This is a genomic window from Grimontia celer (genome assembly GCF_900055185.1).
Classification (GTDB): domain Bacteria; phylum Pseudomonadota; class Gammaproteobacteria; order Enterobacterales; family Vibrionaceae; genus Enterovibrio; species Enterovibrio celer.
The window spans coordinates 965,756-981,886 of the sequence record NZ_FIZX01000002.1 but is presented as its reverse complement, the minus strand read 5'-3'; the positions used below and the strand labels follow the sequence as shown (position 1 = coordinate 981,886).

General features: G+C 47.6%; 15 protein-coding genes. 5 read left to right on the top strand and 10 right to left on the bottom strand.

Going from position 1 to position 16,131, the window contains the following annotated elements:
* Positions 1–78 precede the first annotated feature (78 nt).
* Together GCE9029_RS14560 and GCE9029_RS14555 are read left to right on the top strand one after the other, a co-directional pair.
* Positions 79–1,503 carry a nucleobase:cation symporter-2 family protein gene (locus tag GCE9029_RS14560; RefSeq protein ID WP_062664170.1) on the top strand — a complete coding sequence of 475 codons (1,425 nt, stop codon included), beginning with the start codon at positions 79–81 and terminating at the stop codon, positions 1,501–1,503.
* A gap of 70 nt (positions 1,504–1,573) precedes the next feature.
* Positions 1,574–2,941 carry an 8-oxoguanine deaminase gene (locus GCE9029_RS14555; RefSeq protein WP_062664168.1) on the top strand — a complete coding sequence of 456 codons (1,368 nt, stop codon included), beginning with the start codon at positions 1,574–1,576 and terminating at the stop codon, positions 2,939–2,941.
* Between the two features lie 28 nt (positions 2,942–2,969).
* Here GCE9029_RS14555 and GCE9029_RS14550 read toward each other — a convergent pair whose 3' ends face one another.
* Entirely contained in the window at positions 2,970–3,557 is a 588-nt protein-coding gene (locus tag GCE9029_RS14550) for a luciferase domain-containing protein (RefSeq protein WP_062664166.1), read from the bottom strand.
* Between the two features lie 21 nt (positions 3,558–3,578).
* Positions 3,579–4,301 carry an outer membrane protein gene (locus GCE9029_RS14545; protein ID WP_062664164.1) on the bottom strand — a complete coding sequence of 241 codons (723 nt, stop codon included), beginning with the start codon at positions 4,299–4,301 and terminating at the stop codon, positions 3,579–3,581.
* 113 nt (positions 4,302–4,414) lie between these two features.
* Between GCE9029_RS14545 and GCE9029_RS14540 the strand changes: the two genes are divergently transcribed.
* The gene (locus tag GCE9029_RS14540) at positions 4,415–5,299 is read left to right on the top strand and encodes a LysR family transcriptional regulator (RefSeq protein ID WP_062664162.1); all 885 of its coding nucleotides are present in this window, start codon (positions 4,415–4,417) and stop codon (positions 5,297–5,299) included.
* 75 nt (positions 5,300–5,374) lie between these two features.
* Here the strand turns inward: GCE9029_RS14540 and GCE9029_RS14535 are convergent, their stop codons facing one another.
* The 3 genes from GCE9029_RS14535 to GCE9029_RS14525 form a co-directional block, all read right to left on the bottom strand.
* Positions 5,375–6,355, bottom strand: coding sequence for a hypothetical protein (locus GCE9029_RS14535; protein WP_062664160.1), 981 nt, complete (start codon positions 6,353–6,355; stop codon positions 5,375–5,377).
* A 228-nt stretch (positions 6,356–6,583) separates the two neighbouring features.
* The gene (locus GCE9029_RS14530) at positions 6,584–7,126 is read right to left on the bottom strand and encodes an NADPH-dependent FMN reductase (RefSeq protein ID WP_062664158.1); all 543 of its coding nucleotides are present in this window, start codon (positions 7,124–7,126) and stop codon (positions 6,584–6,586) included.
* 52 nt (positions 7,127–7,178) lie between these two features.
* Positions 7,179–8,048 carry a pirin family protein gene (locus tag GCE9029_RS14525; protein ID WP_062664156.1) on the bottom strand — a complete coding sequence of 290 codons (870 nt, stop codon included), beginning with the start codon at positions 8,046–8,048 and terminating at the stop codon, positions 7,179–7,181.
* 106 nt (positions 8,049–8,154) lie between these two features.
* Here GCE9029_RS14525 and GCE9029_RS14520 point away from each other — a divergent pair, with 106 nt between their 5' ends.
* The gene (locus tag GCE9029_RS14520; RefSeq protein WP_062664154.1) at positions 8,155–9,066 is read left to right on the top strand and encodes a LysR substrate-binding domain-containing protein; all 912 of its coding nucleotides are present in this window, start codon (positions 8,155–8,157) and stop codon (positions 9,064–9,066) included.
* Between the two features lie 2 nt (positions 9,067–9,068).
* On the opposite strand, the gene GCE9029_RS14515 is transcribed toward GCE9029_RS14520, so the two are convergent.
* The 5 genes from GCE9029_RS14515 to gcl all read right to left on the bottom strand — a co-directional run bounded on the left by GCE9029_RS14515 (position 9,069) and on the right by gcl (position 14,212).
* Complete coding sequence (locus tag GCE9029_RS14515) at positions 9,069–9,551, bottom strand: GNAT family N-acetyltransferase (RefSeq protein ID WP_062664152.1); 483 nt, start codon at positions 9,549–9,551, stop codon at positions 9,069–9,071.
* A 388-nt stretch (positions 9,552–9,939) separates the two neighbouring features.
* Entirely contained in the window at positions 9,940–10,554 is a 615-nt protein-coding gene (locus GCE9029_RS14510) for a TetR/AcrR family transcriptional regulator (RefSeq protein WP_062664150.1), read from the bottom strand.
* A 173-nt stretch (positions 10,555–10,727) separates the two neighbouring features.
* On the bottom strand, positions 10,728–11,618 hold the full coding sequence (locus GCE9029_RS14505; RefSeq protein ID WP_062664148.1) for a 2-hydroxy-3-oxopropionate reductase: 891 nt from the start codon (positions 11,616–11,618) through the stop codon (positions 10,728–10,730).
* A gap of 4 nt (positions 11,619–11,622) precedes the next feature.
* Positions 11,623–12,411, bottom strand: a complete 789-nt coding sequence (gene hyi / locus GCE9029_RS14500; RefSeq protein WP_062664146.1) for a hydroxypyruvate isomerase — start codon at positions 12,409–12,411, stop codon at positions 11,623–11,625.
* 25 nt (positions 12,412–12,436) lie between these two features.
* Positions 12,437–14,212, bottom strand: coding sequence for a glyoxylate carboligase (gene gcl / locus GCE9029_RS14495; RefSeq protein ID WP_062664145.1), 1,776 nt, complete (start codon positions 14,210–14,212; stop codon positions 12,437–12,439).
* Positions 14,213–14,505: 293 nt separating this feature from the next.
* Here gcl and aceB point away from each other — a divergent pair, with 293 nt between their 5' ends.
* Entirely contained in the window at positions 14,506–16,131 is a 1,626-nt protein-coding gene (gene aceB, locus GCE9029_RS14490; protein WP_062664143.1) for a malate synthase A, read from the top strand.

Below are 16,131 nucleotides of genomic sequence, written 5' to 3'. Positions count from 1 at the left end.
GTCCCAAGGGGTAATTCAACATTCACCACTAGCGCTGCCGAATAAAAAAGGAACGCCGGCAGCTTAAAGGAAGAAGTCATGAAACTGCTCTATGAATTAAACGACAAACCGCCTGCAGGCTCGACAGTCCTGCTTGGTATTCAACATATGCTTGCCTCAATCGGCGGTATTATCGCCGTACCACTCATTGTCGGCACTGCCATTGGCCTACCAACAGGTGACGTTGTCACATTAATCAACGCTGCCCTGTTTATTTCTGGTGCCTTCACCATCATTCAATGTATTGGCTTTGGGCCTGTTGGAATCAGGCTCCCCGTTGTCATGGGTTCCAGCTTTGCATTTCTCGGCATCGCGATAGGCATAGGGAAAGCTGATGGCGTTTCTGGGATTATGGGAGCGGCACTGGTAGGTGCATGTATGGTGATTGTCTCCGCCTTTTTTATGGAGCAAATCCGTAAGCTTTTCCCGCCAGTTGTCAGTGGTGTTGTCGTCACGCTGATTGGTTTAACCATTCTTCCGGTCGCCATGAACTGGGTAGGTGATGCGCCGGCAGGCAGCGAACACTTTGCAACGCTGCCTAAACTTTTCCTTGCGGCTATTTCACTGCTGGTTGTTTTGCTGGTTGCCACTTATGCGAAAGGTTCAGTCGCCGCATCAGCCATTGTCATCGGCTTAGCAGGCGGCTATCTGGTTGCTCTCAGCATGGGCATGGTGGATATGAAGCAAATCGGTGAAGCAAGTTGGTTTGCTGCACCTGAGCCACTGAAGTTTGGACTCAGCTTTTCCTGGCCTGCCATCGTGAGCATGTGTCTTGCCTACGTTGTGGTTATTGCTGAAGCAACGGGTGATTTCCTCGCGCTTGCCAGCAACTGTCACCGCACTATTTCTGGTAAAGATCTTAAACGTGGCCTTCTCGGTGATGGTATCGGTAGTGCTGTGGGTTCATTCTTTGGTGCCATGCCTTTGGCCTCTTTCAGTCAGAACGTGGGTATTGTCGGTATCACTGGCGTAGCAAGTCGCTATGTTGTTGGTACCACAGGCGCTCTGTTGATCCTTGCCGGCTTGTTCCCGAAATTTGGTGCATTGGCTGTTACAGTACCTAAGCCTGTGCTTGGCGGCGTTGGTTTCATCATGTTCGGTATGATTGCCTATGCGGGCATTCGAATGTTGGTTAAAGCAGCAGACACACGTCGTAATGCGCTGGTGATATGTGTTTCTCTGGCGGCTGGCCTTGCTGTCACCATCAAACCTTCCCTGTTACAGCATCTTCATCACGATATCGCTCAGCTTCTTCATTCAGGTATTACCACAGGTACGATTGTCGCTGTTGTCCTGAACCTTGTGCTTCCTAAATCGAAAGAAGATGTCCACGCTGAAAAGCAGGCAGAAGAGGAAGAAATGAATAGCGAGCATACGATCCCGCTCAGTGAAGATACGGCAGAGCCTGCTATGGCTAGCACTTCTTCTCAGTCGACAGATCAACCTTCTAAACCAACTCAATAAACACTCCGCGTCAGCCCCGATTTTCTCAGAAACTCGGGGCTGTTCATTTTCCAGCAAAGGATACAAATACATGGCGATTACCTGGATTAAAAATCCTCTCGCGATTTGGACTGGAACGAATGATGACGCGGCCGGCGGCATTGTTGTTCAAGGAAACACCATAGTAGAAATAGTAGCCAAAGGCACTGCTCCCACCCAACCTTTCGACCATACCCTAGATGCTTCAGAGCATGTCGTGTTACCCGGTCTGGTTAACGCCCATCACCATTTCTACCAGACGCTCACCCGTGCTTATCCCGATGCATTGGACAAAGAGCTATTCCATTGGCTTAAAGCGTTATATCCCGTGTGGGCTGGCCTTGATGAAGAAATGATGCAGCTTGGTACAGAACTCGCCAGCGCTGAACTTTTGCTCTCCGGTTGTACCACGGCTTCCGATCACCATTACTTAATCCCCGTTGGTTTGGAACACGCCATTGATATTCAGGTAGAAGCAACGAGAAAACTCGGTTTGCGCACTGTTCTGACCCGGGGCTCAATGAGTCTTGGTGAAGATCAGGGCGGTTTGCCCCCAAGACACACCATTCAAACTGAACAAAACATCATTGATGATAGCGTTCGTCTAATCCGCGAATATCATCAACCTGAATTTGGCGGCATGACCCAAATTGCCCTCGCCCCCTGCTCTCCTTTTTCAGTCACCACAGAGCTCATGAAAGAAACGGCTCACGTTGCCAAACAAAACAATGTGATGCTTCATACCCATCTTTGCGAGACCATCGACGAAGAGAACTTCTGTCTGGAACGTTTCGGTTATCGTCCCGTCGATTACCTGGAAGAAGTAGGATGGCTGCATGACAGAACCTGGCTGGCACACGGCATACATTTCAACGATGAAGAGATTCGCAGGCTTGGGCAATCTGGCATTGGAATTTGTCATTGCCCAAGTTCTAACATGATGCTCGCTTCGGGTATTTGCCGAAATCTGGAACTAGAAGAAGCTGGCGCTTCTGTTGGTCTTGGCGTTGATGGATCCGCGTCCAATGATGGTTCCAATTTGGTGAATGAACTACGAATGGCGACCTACATTCAACGCCTGAGATACGGTTCTGCCAAAGTCAGTCACTTTGATGCCTTCCGGTGGGCGACGCAGGGCTCGGCGAGAAATATCGGCCGAAAAGACATCGGCACGCTGGATAAAGGTATGTTGGCCGATATTGCCATGTTCAAGCTAGACGAAATTCAGTTCTCTGGCAGCCACGAGCCTCTCGCTGCATTGGTGCTTTGCGGCCACCATCGTGCAGATCGCGTCATGGTTAATGGTGATTGGCGTGTGGTTGATGGCGATTTGGTTGATGTCGACAAGCAAGAACTAATGGCAAAACACCGTGCGGCAGCACAAAGGCTGGCGGATAAAGCTCAGCAACTAAGGCGCTAAAAAGCGCCTTCATTTTTTCTTTGCCATATTAATTAGGGGAACACTTAACCGATTTCTTTCCGCTCAAGCTTTGCGCGTTGATCTCTTTACCGGTGACATAGTTGAACGATGAAACCACCAGCGCATAAACAACATCAACTTCGGCTTGAGTCGAAGGCGTATAGATCATGACGAAGCCTTCCCAACCCAAACGCTGAGACGACCAGGGATGAAAGGTTGCCCAGTTGTTTTTAACCGCTTCTTTGGCTAATTCTGGAGGTAGTGAAGCATGAAGACTGCCGTCTGGATGCAAATGCGCGAATTCTCTGCCACCAACGATGGCCTGAGGATTCGCAAGCGGAACACCGTCGCGAATCCAGAAGCCTTCAGCACCAGGAAGAGAAAGCATTGAGCTTTGCAATGATACATCTGGGATCTTTGCTACCTTTTTTCTGAGTGCAGCAATCAATTCCGCATCCGTTTCCACGTTCAACTGCACATGAGGAACGCTATCCGTCGTATCCGGAATTGCCGTTTCTCTTGGAGAAAGGTCGCCAGCGACTTTGGCATGTGCATCTAATGTTGCAGCAAGCAAAACTGTTGAAAGCCAACTCACACTCTTCACTCTGAACTTCATAACCTTTCTCTCCCAGTCGTATTAGAAACGATAACGCAACCCAAGAGACACTTCGTGGGCAGTGGCGCCGTCTATTTGGAAGCCATCGGTGAAGGAGTCCTGATAAGTTTGAGCATCACCCAGCGAGACGTACTGATACTCCCCGACGACTGCAAAACTTTCATTGAAGGAATAGCTTGCCCCCACGCCAACATTCCAGGTGAATTCCGTTTCCGTTTTATCTGGATATCCATCGTAAAAGCCATCTGACACACCATCAAATGGGTCAAAGGCGGAAACACCCTGACCACCTAGTTTGGCACTGTACTTGTTACGGGCAATACCCAAGCCACCTTTGATATAGGGCGAAAAGCCAGTGCCTGTATCGATATCATAAAAGCCTTCCACCGTTAGCGTCGTGCTCTCAAGTTTCCCGACCAGAGCATACTCCTCGCCATTCCTCGCTCCGGTGCCAAAACGTGTGCTGTTAAAATCGCTTTCGCGGTAACCCAATCGCCCTTCGATTCGGAATGACTCATTGACGAGATAGCCCAAGCCAATCGTACCTACCTCACCATCACCGGAATCAAAGTCATTCGGAAAATCCGCATCAACAGCGATGTTGTTGCCATAGGCTTCACTGTCAGTCGCTTGATAGCTTTTACCGGCCAGCACAGTGACATACACACCTTCTGCAAAAGTCGAAGTAGAGAATACAGTCGCGGCCAATACTGCCAGCGAGAGCTTGGTTTTCTTTGAAATCATCTTCATATCCCTTTGTTTTCCCGTACGCCATATCGCACACGAACAATGTACTAGAAGATGTTTAGTTGTATTATCGTGTATTAACGGACTTCATAATTCGCTCAGGAAGAACAATGATTGAATACCTCAAACATATGGCTATTTTTGTCCGTGTTGTCGACGGTGGATCATTCCGCGCTGCCGCCAAACAGTTAAATCTTGCACCTTCCCGAGTGAGTCAAACCGTTTCAGATCTTGAAGATTACCTTGGGAAGACTCTGCTCTACCGCACTACACGAAAACTCTCCCTGACTAATGAGGGACGCATGTTTTACCCTCGAGTGGTAGAAATGCTCAAACAGGCAGAGTTAGGTTTAAACGAGCTCAATGCTATCTCAGTTGAACCAATCGGAGAATTGCGGATCTCGCTTCCCGCATTTCTTGCTTCCTCTGACGTATCCACTGCACTTGCGGCATTTACCCGACAATACCCACGAGTTTCTCTCTCGATTTCTTACACAGATAAACCTGTCAGTCTGATCGACGATGGGTATGATTTGAACGTACGGATTGGTTGGCTAGACGACAGTTCCATGCTTTCGAGAAAGCTCGGTGAATACCAGCGCGTTCTGGTTGCTGGTGCCGACTACGCTGCTTCAAACCCTGCGCCAAAACACCCTGAGGATCTTGTTAACCTTGAATGGATAAGCTTCAAGCACCGCAAGGACAGAATGGAGTTTATGTCTGCCAATGAATCAGTGAATGTCGTGTTCACTCACTATCAATTGAGAGTCGACACGATAGAGGCACTCTGTCATCTCGCCCACCAAAATGCAGGGATTGCGATCTTGCCTCAGCACATCGCTGAACCAGGATTGAAGTCAGGCGCACTTGTTCAACTTCTTCCAGATTGGTCCTTACGGAAGCTTGGGCGATATGCGGTTTGGCCTGATAAAGCAAGAAGGGAAAACTTAACGCTATTGCTGGCACGGTTTTTGGCGGAGCAGCTCGCAGATTAATGACTATACAAATAACAAAACGCCCCTATTTACGGGGCGTTTTGTTATTTGTATAGTCATTGATGTCTCTATTGCTTAACGAGGCAATTTTCCTAAAGCTTCTGCGACCATATCCACATTGCCAATACCACCAGATGGCAGATAGCCACTCCCGGAGAATCCTGTGAATGCAGAAGGTGCTTCACCGATAAGCTCACTCATGGTCGTGCCCGGCTTTGCGACAACAAATACATTTGGACCCGCTGTTTCTGTGAACGTCTGATCCGTCACTAAGTTGCTTAGTGCTGAAACGCGTTTCTTGCGATCAACGCTCCACCAGTTCGCCACAAAATTTGCGCCGCCAGGGTGACATTCGGCCGTGGCTTCAACGACCTCGCCGAAAATGCTAAATGAATAGTCATGACTACCCGGCACACTCACACTGAGTTGTGCAACATCACAGGTACCCGGAGTGGTATCAACCTGCGCGTTAATAATGTTTTCGTTGAACATTGCGGCTTCCATGCCCATCCTTTTCATGGCGCCGTAATACGCTGGAGAGGAAGTTTGATAGCTCAGTGCATATATGTTGAAGTCAGCACCATTGGTACCATCATTGTTGAAGGTCGTCGCAGGTAAATTTGAGGTGTTAATTGGTGTCCCTACATGAGCAAAAGCGACATTCTCATCAGTGAATACTCTGCCCTTTGCATCTGTCACTTGAATGACTTCGCACTGTAATGATCGAATAATCAGCATGCCGAGGTTGTCTGAACCCTCAAACACAAACCCCATATCTGAAAGGCTGTTTACTTTGATGTCTGCCGGCACCAGCGAAGTCAGTGCATCTTTCTGCACAGCTATGCCACCAGCAATTTCCCGGCAGTTCGAGAAATCCACATCTGAATTACTCACTCGCTTGCCTTTGTGGTGCTGGTATTGGCCATTACCCTTTCCATGTTTTTGTGATTTTGCTGAATCAGCACCCTGTAAATAACCTTCTTTCGCCATAACCGTAGGTGTAACAGCCATTGAAGTGATTAGCGCCATTGCTAAAGTGACGTGATTGAATTTCATCCTTACTCCTTATCCGTAGCGTCGTACTGTTTAATGAACAGAAACCAATCTACATCAGCGTTATTAGCAACATAATCCAGCATTAAGTGAACTAATAGTTCTGAATTTAAGCACTAATCCATATCGATATATTCGACTAAGCCACCGTCTTAGGCTCTGCGTATTCACAAACAAAATAACCCGCATTGGGCTGCGGGTTTTATCGGAGTAAATAAGAGAGTTAACTTGCTAAGCTAGGGAACCAACACCCTCCAAGTGGCGCAATATTTCATCTAATTCTGCAGTAAGGCTTGTATCTCTTATGGCTTTGTTTTCCTGATCAAAGTTGTCATAGAAACTCGGTAAACTAAATGTTCCGATGACATTGCCACCAAAGTGTGGAGCCCCCTCTTTAGCCAGCTTCAGTACTGTTTTTGCGCCACCTGGACCAGGGGATGTAGCGACTAAGACAATCGACTTATCTTGATAAACATTTCTATCGATACGACTTAGCCAATCAAACAGGTTCTTAAATGCCACCGTAAAATTGCCATTGTGCTCAGCAAAGGACACTAAAATTGCGTCAGCATTTTCTATCCGCTTCTGGAAAGCGTAAGCACACCTTGGAATACCATAATCCTCTTCTAAGTCGCTATTGTAGATAGGCAAATCAAAATCATTGATTTCTACATAGTCGACATCAGCGTTCTTAATTCTTCCCGCCGCATATTGGACGAGTTGCTTGTTAATTGACTTACGGCTGTTAGTTGCAGCAAATGCGAGTATTTTCATCGTCTAATCTCGTTCAATATTGATACTTGGCCCAATCGATATCAGCCTGAGCTTAAAGCTGGCCCAACTCTCCGGATTGATAGCGGGCAACAACCTCATCGATTTCTTGTTGTGAGCTCATTGCAAACGGTCCTTGTTGGACAAAGCTCTCATTAATAGTTTCTCCCGAAAGCAAAGCAAAATGGCTCTGTGTTTTGTCATCACCCCGGACTTTTAATACGGAAACTTCTTTGGGGACGATTGAGACAGACTCGCCTTGCTTTATAGCATGCCATTCATCGGCGATTTGGTATTCGATGTTTCCTTCCACTGCATAAAGCCAAGCATTGAAGTCATCTGAAATCTGGTGTTCAAAACCCGAACGCTCATCAGCAAAACCATCAAGAATGGTAAACGGCCATACCGAAGATGCCTGTGTTTTAGCGCCGTTACTTTCTCCTAGTACTAGCCTGACACGATAGCCTTCTCCCACCAGCGTCGGCATATCCTCACGCTTTACATGAAGAGAGCTAGGCGATTCGTGTTTTAACTTTGCCGGCAGGTTGACGAAGATCTGCAAACCATGAATTTTCGCACCAGGTCTCGGTGCTTCGTCATGAATCGCGCCATGACCAGCATTTAACCAATAGAGATCACCCGCTTGAATATCGAAGTCGTTGCCTAGCGAATCACGGTTGTTGAATTTGCCTTCGGTGTCTTCAAACAGCACGGAAACCGCCGAGATACCGGCATGTGGATGGGCGCCGAATGTAGGTACTGTCATGGTGTAATGATCAACCATGATGATTGGGTCCATCGCCCCTTCGAATTGCGTATGGCGAAAACCAAGACCTGTGAATCCTTCACCAATATTCAATGGGCTGCCAGTCACATGCTTATCCGAGGCAGTACTCTGGTTTAATTGGGCTGCTGAATGTGTCATTGCTCTACTCCGTTCTATTTGTTGGCCTAAAAACAATGTAACCAGTTGTATTCTGGATAAAAACCGTTAGAATTCGAACTCTACGTTCCATAAATAGGACGATAAAATGAAAGTCGACTTGAATGACTACTTTTACTTTGTGCATGTCGTTGAGAAAAAGGGATACACAGCCGCCGCAAGAGCGTTAGATATGCCAAAGTCACGGTTGAGCCGACATGTTGTGCAGTTGGAAGAACGATTAGGCGTCAGGTTATTGCAGCGAACATCCCGCAATGTTGCGGTGACAGATGAAGGTAAGAGCTTCTACCAGCATGCACGAAAGTTGGTAGATACCTTAGAACTTGCAGAAGCCGCCATGGATAACCGCGGTGGGAAACTTACGGGGAAAGTGGTCATTAGTTGCTCAACAGGTGTTGCTCAATTTGCCTTACTAAGCATTGTGACCGAGTTTGCCAAGCTACATCCCAAAGTACATATCGAGCAACGTGTCACGAACGCAATGGAAGATCTTGTCGCCGAAGGAATTGATATTGCTATCCGCGGACATAGCGCAGAGCTGCCTGACTCCAGCCTCATCCAACGATTTATCACTAATGTGGAATGGCAGTTCTACTGCTCGCCCCGTTACCTTGATACGCTTCAACAGTTAAACACGCCCTACGACCTTGCTGATTGTCAGTTTTTAAAAGTTGGCAGAAGCGGCTCCAAAGACGCGATTCCACTGATGAACCGTGATGGTCTCCGTACCCACCAAACATCCAATATCGCTTTATGCTCAGAAGATATGTCCACCATAAGACAAGCCGCGATTGAAGGGTTAGGTGTAACTGCACTACCTGACTACGTATGCCGCACTGCATTGCAAACAGGAGAGTTAGTGCGGGTACTGCCCGATTGGCTTTCACAGTCGGCAAGTTTAAGTTTGTTGATGCCTTCAAGGCTGGGCGTACCACCACATACCAAAGCATTGGCGGATTTTATTCGGGAGAAACTCCCGTTGGTGGTTAGGGGCAGTTGACCTTAGAGCAGCCACTTATACATCACAAAGCTATCGACATAGCCAATGCGCGGATGTTTGTAGGCTTTGGGAATGGTCCCGATGATATCAAAACCCAGTTTCTGCCAGAGTTTGACTGCCACTTCGTTGGTAGAAACTACGCTGTTAAATTGCATTGCCTTAAAACCAAGTTCTACCGCAACTTGCTGAGAGTGTTCACACATCTGACGGGCAATGCCTTTACCTCTTGCCTGGTCGGAAACCATATAGCCGCAATTGCAAATATGACGGCTCGGCCCCATCGCATTGGGCTTGATGTAGTAAGTGCCGAGAACAACGTCATCCTCAACGAAAACAAATGTCTTCAGAGGCGCTTCACACCAAAGCTGATAAGACTGTTCGAAAGTCATATCAGCATCAAAGGCATAGGCTTCCTCTGCAAGAATGACACTGGAGAATGTCGGCCAGAAGGATTGGAAGTCTTGAGGGGTTATTTTGCGGATCATGGAATTCACTACTCAGACTATTCAATTGCGATGGGAAATATTTGTTATCAGTATTAATGGTCACCAGTCTCCCCCGCCGAAGTCTCCTCCGAAATCTCCTCCGGAGTCATTTCTGTCTGAACTGTAGCGAGACTTTGGGGAATCGTCGCGTGGGCGATTGGGGTCAGTTATATATATGAAGAGGGCGGTAGCGAAAGCAACAAAAAATACAACAACGGACCAAGGCATAAGAAACCCCGAAATCGCACAGAAGAGTATGCCTATTCCACTTAGAAATACTATTAATAAAGTCATGAACAACCTATCTTACTTTTCAACATCACAATACATTCACAGAGGTTTGGAAATGCGTTTGGGAGATACCTAACACCATATTTACCCCCAACTTTCAATCCGCATGCTTTACGCCACAACCTCTGAGCACCAAATTCACCAAAAATTCTGCCGCATCTTCGAAGTCTTGATCTTCTAATTCAAACTGACCGCTGACCTGACATATCTGCCAGTTAAAGTCAGCGTAGGTTTGGGTTGATGACCAGAGCATGAACATCAGATGCTTGGGAGGCACAGGCTCCATCCAACCCTGCTCAATCCAGTATTCGAACTTGTTCAGAATCATTCGAGATTGATCCATCAAGGATTCTGCGATGTCACTTGGGAGGTGTGGTGCGCCAGCCATTACTTCAGCAGCAAAAGTCTTAGAAGCGGCTGCGTATTCTTTAGATATGCGCAGTTTGGTACGAATATATTGGGTAAGCGCATCTCGCGGATCGTTGAGCTGCTCGATAGGGTAAGACGCCTCGAGCAATGGCTGGGTGACACTTTCCAGCACTGCACGATAAAGATTGTCTTTGGTATTGAAATAATAATAGAGGTTGGGCTTAGGAATTTCGGCGCGTTGGGCAATTTCGGCGGTCGTCGTTGCAGCATAACCTTTTTCTGCGAACAGCTGGCTAGCGACTTCGATGATCTTTTCCTGATTTTTCGTCCTGATGCGTGACATTACCCGTCCGTGGATTCTTTAAGCGCTTGAACATAACTGTAATGAATCCCTTTAAGATCATCCAGTCACGGCGCCAGAATCTAGGGGTTATCAAACAAAAAAAGCCCGCTGTGAACCGCGGGCAAAATACCAAGGACCGATAAAACGAAATTGGAATAGAATTTTAATTCGCGCTATTCGCCACGAATATTGTGGTTTGAGAGTGATTCAATGGCCTTCACCAAAGCGGAATGATCCCAATCTTCCCCGCCTTGTTCAGCACACAAACCAAATAGCTTCTGGGCTGACTCAGTATTAGGTAATGACACGCCTAAAGCTTTCGCCCCTGTCAGCGCAAGATTCAGATCTTTCTGATGCAGGCGGATTCTAAAGCCTGGGTCGAAGGTGCCTTTCACCATGCGTTCACCATGAACTTCCAACACTTTTGAATTGGCAAAGCCACCCATCAATGCCGTTCTGATTCTCTCTGGGTCAGCTCCCGCTTTCGAAGCAAACACCAAGGCTTCTGATACCGCTTCGATGTTGAGTGCAACGATGATTTGGTTAGCGACCTTACATACCTGCCCTGCGCCATTGTCCCCAACCAGATTGATATTTTTGCCCATGGCACCGAATAGCGGCAGCGCCTTTTCGAAGGTGGCCTCATCGCCACCCACCATGATGGTCAATGCCGCGTTAATCGCACCCACTTCACCGCCAGAGACAGGCGCATCTAAATAAGCTGCACCGCTTTCATTGACACGGCTTGCAAATTTCTTGGTTTCAATCGGCGAAATAGAACTCATGTCTATGACGATTTTCCCTTCATCCAATACCGCATCAATACCGTCTGTACCAAACAGTACATCTTCAACCTGCGGCGTATCAGGAACCATGATGATGATAAAGTCCGCATCTTTAGCTGCTTCTTGATTGCTTGAGAAGGTTGTTGCTCCTCCTTCCAACAAGGAAGAAGGCGCAGTGGTACGGCTTTCAGAAAGATGAAGTGAATACCCGGCCTTTTGTAAATTTTCAGCCATGGGTTTACCCATGATGCCTGTGCCGATAAATGCAATTGTCGTCATTCTATTACTCCTTATTCTGGTTGTAATTCTGAAGCCAGCTCAGGCCTTCCTCTGTGGTGGTAGCAGGCTTGTATTCGCAGCCAACCCAGCCTTCGTAGCCAATGCTATCGATGTAATCAAACAGGAAGTGGTAGTTGAGCTCACCCGTACCTGGTTCATGGCGACCTGGGTTATCGGCAATTTGGATATGTCCAATCCGGTTGACCGTGGAGGACAAAGTAGCCGCAATGTCCCCTTCCATGATTTGCATGTGATAGATGTCGTATTGCAGTGAAATGTTGTCACTGCCTACGGCATTGCAAATCCGAAGTGCCTGCTTCGTATTGGTAAGCGCAAAGCCCGGAATATCTCGGGTATTGATGGCTTCAACCACCAATCGAATACCGGCTTCCTCCAGCGCTTTGTTTGCGTATTTGAGGTTCTCAATCAGGGTTTCCTCCGCATGTTCGTGACTGACGCCCTCGGGGACGATGCCAGCGAGACAGTTCACTTGCTGACAATCCAGCACACGAGCATATTCAATGGCTTTTGCGACACCAGCACGAAACTCTTCAACTCTTGAAGGGTCAGCCGCGATGCCACGATCACCATTATCCCAATCACCCGCGGGTAGATTGAACAGCACTTGTTGAAGTTGATTTCTGTCCAGTTCAGCTTTCAGCTCATGAGCATCAAACGCATAAGGGAATAAGTACTCCACACCTTTAAATCCGAACTTTGTCGCGGCACTGAAACGTTCAATAAACGGCAACTCGGTAAATAACATGGATAAGTTGGCAGCAAGTTTTGGCATTTCAATATCCTTATTTTCGTTTTGTTTAACGTTCCGCAGCGAGTGCCGTTGGCGCATCAGCAATGGTCTCAGCTAAAGATTCAAATTCATTCACAGAGTCAATCTCTACACCCATGGAGATGTTGGTGACCTTCTCTAAAATGATTTCTACAACAACTGGCACACGATGCTTAGCCATCAAGGCCTTTGCCTCTTGAAACGCCGACGCAATTTGTTCTGGGTCGGTAACACGCAGCGCCTTACAACCCAACCCTTCCACCACGGTCACATGATCGACACCATAATCGGCAAGTTCAGGTGCATTCTGGTTTTCAAAAGCCAACTGCACGCAGTAATCGATATCGAATTGACGCTGCGCCTGACGGATAAGCCCCAGATAAGAGTTGTTCACCAACACATGGATGTAAGGGAGGTTGAACTGGGCACCAACAGCGAGTTCTTCAATCATGAACTGGAAGTCGTAGTCACCTGAAATAGCCACGATTTGGCGCTCAGGATCCGCAGCGCGAACACCTAACGCTGCGGGTACCGTCCAGCCTAAAGGTCCGGCTTGACCGCAATTAATCCAGTGGCGCGGTTTATATACATGCAGGAATTGCGCAGCAGCAATTTGAGACAAACCAATGGTACTGACGTAACAGGTTTCACGGTCAAACGCGCGGTTCATCTCTTCATAGACACGCATCGGTTTGACTGGCTGTTCCGTATAGTGCGTTTTGCGCAGCATGGTAGCTTTGCGCTGCTGACAATCGCTAACCCATGAAGAGTGATCGTTCAGTTTGCCTTGTGCTTTCCATTCTTTTGCTACTTCGATCAGCACAGTAAGCGCTTGGTAGGCATCAGACACTATGCCCAAATCCGGACAGAACACGCGTCCGATTTGGGTTGGCTCAATGTCGATGTGAACGAACTTACGACCTTCGGTGTAAACCTCTACTGAACCTGTGTGACGGTTGGCCCAACGGTTACCGATACCAAACACCACATCAGACGCCAACAAAGATGCATTACCATATCGGTGGGATGTTTGAAGCCCAACCATACCCGCCATCAACTCGTGGTCATCTGCAATAGTACCCCAGCCCATCAAAGTTGGAATAACCGGTACACCTACGATTTCGGCAAACTCCTGTAAAAGTTCAGAAGCATTCGCATTGATCACGCCGCCGCCAGAAACGATCAGTGGTCGCTCAGCTGCATTTAGCATCCCCATCGCTTTTTCTGCTTGATGGCGCGAAATCGAAGGCTTGTAAGGCTCAAGAGGTTCATAACTGTCGATATCAAATTCGATTTCAGCCAGTTGAACGTCTAAAGGTAAGTCAATCAGTACAGGGCCAGGGCGACCCGATCGCATCACCTGAAAAGCGTGTTGAATTGCGCGTGGCACCTGCGCGGGTTCTAAAACCGTTGAACACCACTTGGTCACAGGACGGGCAATAGATTCAATATCTACCGCCTGGAAGTCTTCTTTGTGCAATCTCGCGCGCGGCGCCTGCCCGGTAATGCAAAGAATGGGGATGGAATCAGCCTGTGCCGAATAAAGACCGGTAATCATATCGGTACCTGCGGGACCTGACGTTCCAATACAAACACCGATGTTCCTAGGGTTTGCCCGGGTGTAGCCCTCAGCCATATGAGACGCACCCTCTACATGGCGGGCTAGAATGTGGTCGATACCTCCCGCTTTCTTTAACGCGGAGTAAAAAGGGTTTATCGCCGCGCCGGGTACACCAAAGGCTTTCACCACACCTTCTTTCTTCAGCACTTCAATCGCTGCATCAATCGCTCTCATCTTTCCCATACAAAACTCCTTTTGTATACAATTTGAGTATTAATTGTATTCTTAGATCGATTATTTTTTAATCGCAAGGAATTTTTTACAGTTCTAAAACAATTGAACGAAGCACAAAGGCGGCAAAATCATGGCTGGCAGTGCATTAGAAAGAGGTCAGACAAGATACTGAGTAAATAGAATTTTGGCACCACCCTATTCACAATGCATTAACATTGTGCTTTTATTGTTCTCCATAAAAACACCAATAAAGAAACATTATTAGACTTTTATTGTATACATTAACCTTAAGGACCCTGCCGATGTATGAACTAGAAAGTACTTCAGAAAATCGTTCCAGCTCAGCAGCTTGCTCCAGCGTAAAGGTCACTGGGCCTTTGTTCAGTGAAGACGCTAAAAGCATTCTGAGTAAGGACGCATTGAACTTTATATCTGCACTTTGCCAACAGTTCACGGGACCATTGGCTTCGCTACTGATTGATCGAAAGCGTCAACAGGAGAAATTTGATAGCGGTGCCCTACCTGATTTCAGGAGCGATACTACAGCCATCCGAGACGATCGAGATTGGAAAGTGGCTGATATTCCGGAGATATTGCTCGACAGGCGCGTTGAGATAACAGGCCCCATTGACCGGAAAATGGTGATCAATGCGCTCAACTCTGGCGCGAATGTATTTATGTGTTGCTTTGAGGATGCCACTTCACCGACCTGGGAAAACATGGTCAATGGCCAAGTCAACATGCGTGATGCCAATGCGGGCAGCATCTCTTATAGCGACCCGAAAAATGGCAAGCATTATCAGTTAGCCGATAACCCGGCGACATTGATCCATCGTCCAAGAGGTTTGCACCTTCAGGAATCTCATATTCTTTTCGACGGTAAACCCATGCCAGCCAGCCTAATGGATTTCGGGTTGTACTTTTTCCACAATTACCAATCCCGCAAAGCGAATGGTCAAGGCGTTTACTTCTACTTGCCAAAGCTTGAGTCCATGGAAGAAGCTGCATGGTGGGAATCCGTGTTTGATTTCACCGAAGAGTACTTTTCTGTCGAAACAGGCACGATTCGCGCTACTGTGCTCATTGAAACCCTTCCAGCTGTATTCCAGATGGAAGAAATCCTCCACGCAATGCGTAAGCACATCGTGGGTATGAACTGTGGCCGGTGGGACTATATTTTCAGCTATATCAAAACGCTGAAGAACCACACCGATCGCATCTTGCCTGATCGTCATGCCATCGGCATGGATCAGCCTTTCTTAGAGGCGTACAGCAAACGTCTTATTCAGACCTGCCATCGCCGCGGGGCATTAGCGATTGGCGGTATGTCTGCCTTCATTCCATCCAAAGACCCTGACGAGATGGCTCGCGTAACACAGAAAGTGATTGAAGATAAACGCCGTGAAGCGACGAATGGTCATGATGGAACCTGGGTCGCACATCCCCACTTGGTATCACTAGCCCGCGAAATATTTGATGAATACCTGAATGGCGCGATAAACCAACGCCACTTTATTCCTGATGGAAGCTTTAACAGCGAACTCCTTCTTCGACCAAGCCAAGGACCAAAAGATGAGCACGGTGTAAGAAAGAATATCCAAATCGCCGTGCTTTATATGGAAGCCTGGCTGCGCGGTATTGGTTGCGTACCTATTTACGGGTTGATGGAAGATGCCGCTACAGCTGAAATTTCCCGCGCCAACATTTGGCAATGGCTCAAGCATCAGGTGTCTCTGGACGATAATCGTCCATTTACCACTGAGCTATTTAGAGCGTGGCTTGATCAGGAAGTGAAAGACATGAAAGCGTCAGCAGGCGATGACGAATTCAGGAAATTTGATGAAGCATCGGAGTTGTTTTTCTCCCTCTCAACCGATTCTCACTTTGCGGATTTCCTCACCATTCCTTGCTACGCCCAGCTCGAATGA

Coding starts and splice junctions, on each gene's coding strand:
- GCE9029_RS14550 (WP_062664166.1), bottom strand. CDS start 3,557: ATGAAGTTCAGAGTGAAGAGTGTGAGTTGGCTTTCAACAGTTTTGCTT.
- GCE9029_RS14545 (WP_062664164.1), bottom strand. CDS start 4,301: ATGATTTCAAAGAAAACCAAGCTCTCGCTGGCAGTATTGGCCGCGACT.
- GCE9029_RS14515 (WP_062664152.1), bottom strand. CDS start 9,551: ATGATCCGCAAAATAACCCCTCAAGACTTCCAATCCTTCTGGCCGACA.
- GCE9029_RS14560 (WP_062664170.1), top strand. CDS start 79: ATGAAACTGCTCTATGAATTAAACGACAAACCGCCTGCAGGCTCGACA.
- GCE9029_RS14525 (WP_062664156.1), bottom strand. CDS start 8,048: ATGACACATTCAGCAGCCCAATTAAACCAGAGTACTGCCTCGGATAAG.
- GCE9029_RS14510 (WP_062664150.1), bottom strand. CDS start 10,554: ATGTCACGCATCAGGACGAAAAATCAGGAAAAGATCATCGAAGTCGCT.
- GCE9029_RS14555 (WP_062664168.1), top strand. CDS start 1,574: ATGGCGATTACCTGGATTAAAAATCCTCTCGCGATTTGGACTGGAACG.
- hyi (WP_062664146.1), bottom strand. CDS start 12,411: ATGCCAAAACTTGCTGCCAACTTATCCATGTTATTTACCGAGTTGCCG.
- GCE9029_RS14530 (WP_062664158.1), bottom strand. CDS start 7,126: ATGAAAATACTCGCATTTGCTGCAACTAACAGCCGTAAGTCAATTAAC.
- GCE9029_RS14535 (WP_062664160.1), bottom strand. CDS start 6,355: ATGAAATTCAATCACGTCACTTTAGCAATGGCGCTAATCACTTCAATG.
- aceB (WP_062664143.1), top strand. CDS start 14,506: ATGTATGAACTAGAAAGTACTTCAGAAAATCGTTCCAGCTCAGCAGCT.
- GCE9029_RS14520 (WP_062664154.1), top strand. CDS start 8,155: ATGAAAGTCGACTTGAATGACTACTTTTACTTTGTGCATGTCGTTGAG.
- GCE9029_RS14540 (WP_062664162.1), top strand. CDS start 4,415: ATGATTGAATACCTCAAACATATGGCTATTTTTGTCCGTGTTGTCGAC.
- GCE9029_RS14505 (WP_062664148.1), bottom strand. CDS start 11,618: ATGACGACAATTGCATTTATCGGCACAGGCATCATGGGTAAACCCATG.
- gcl (WP_062664145.1), bottom strand. CDS start 14,212: ATGGGAAAGATGAGAGCGATTGATGCAGCGATTGAAGTGCTGAAGAAA.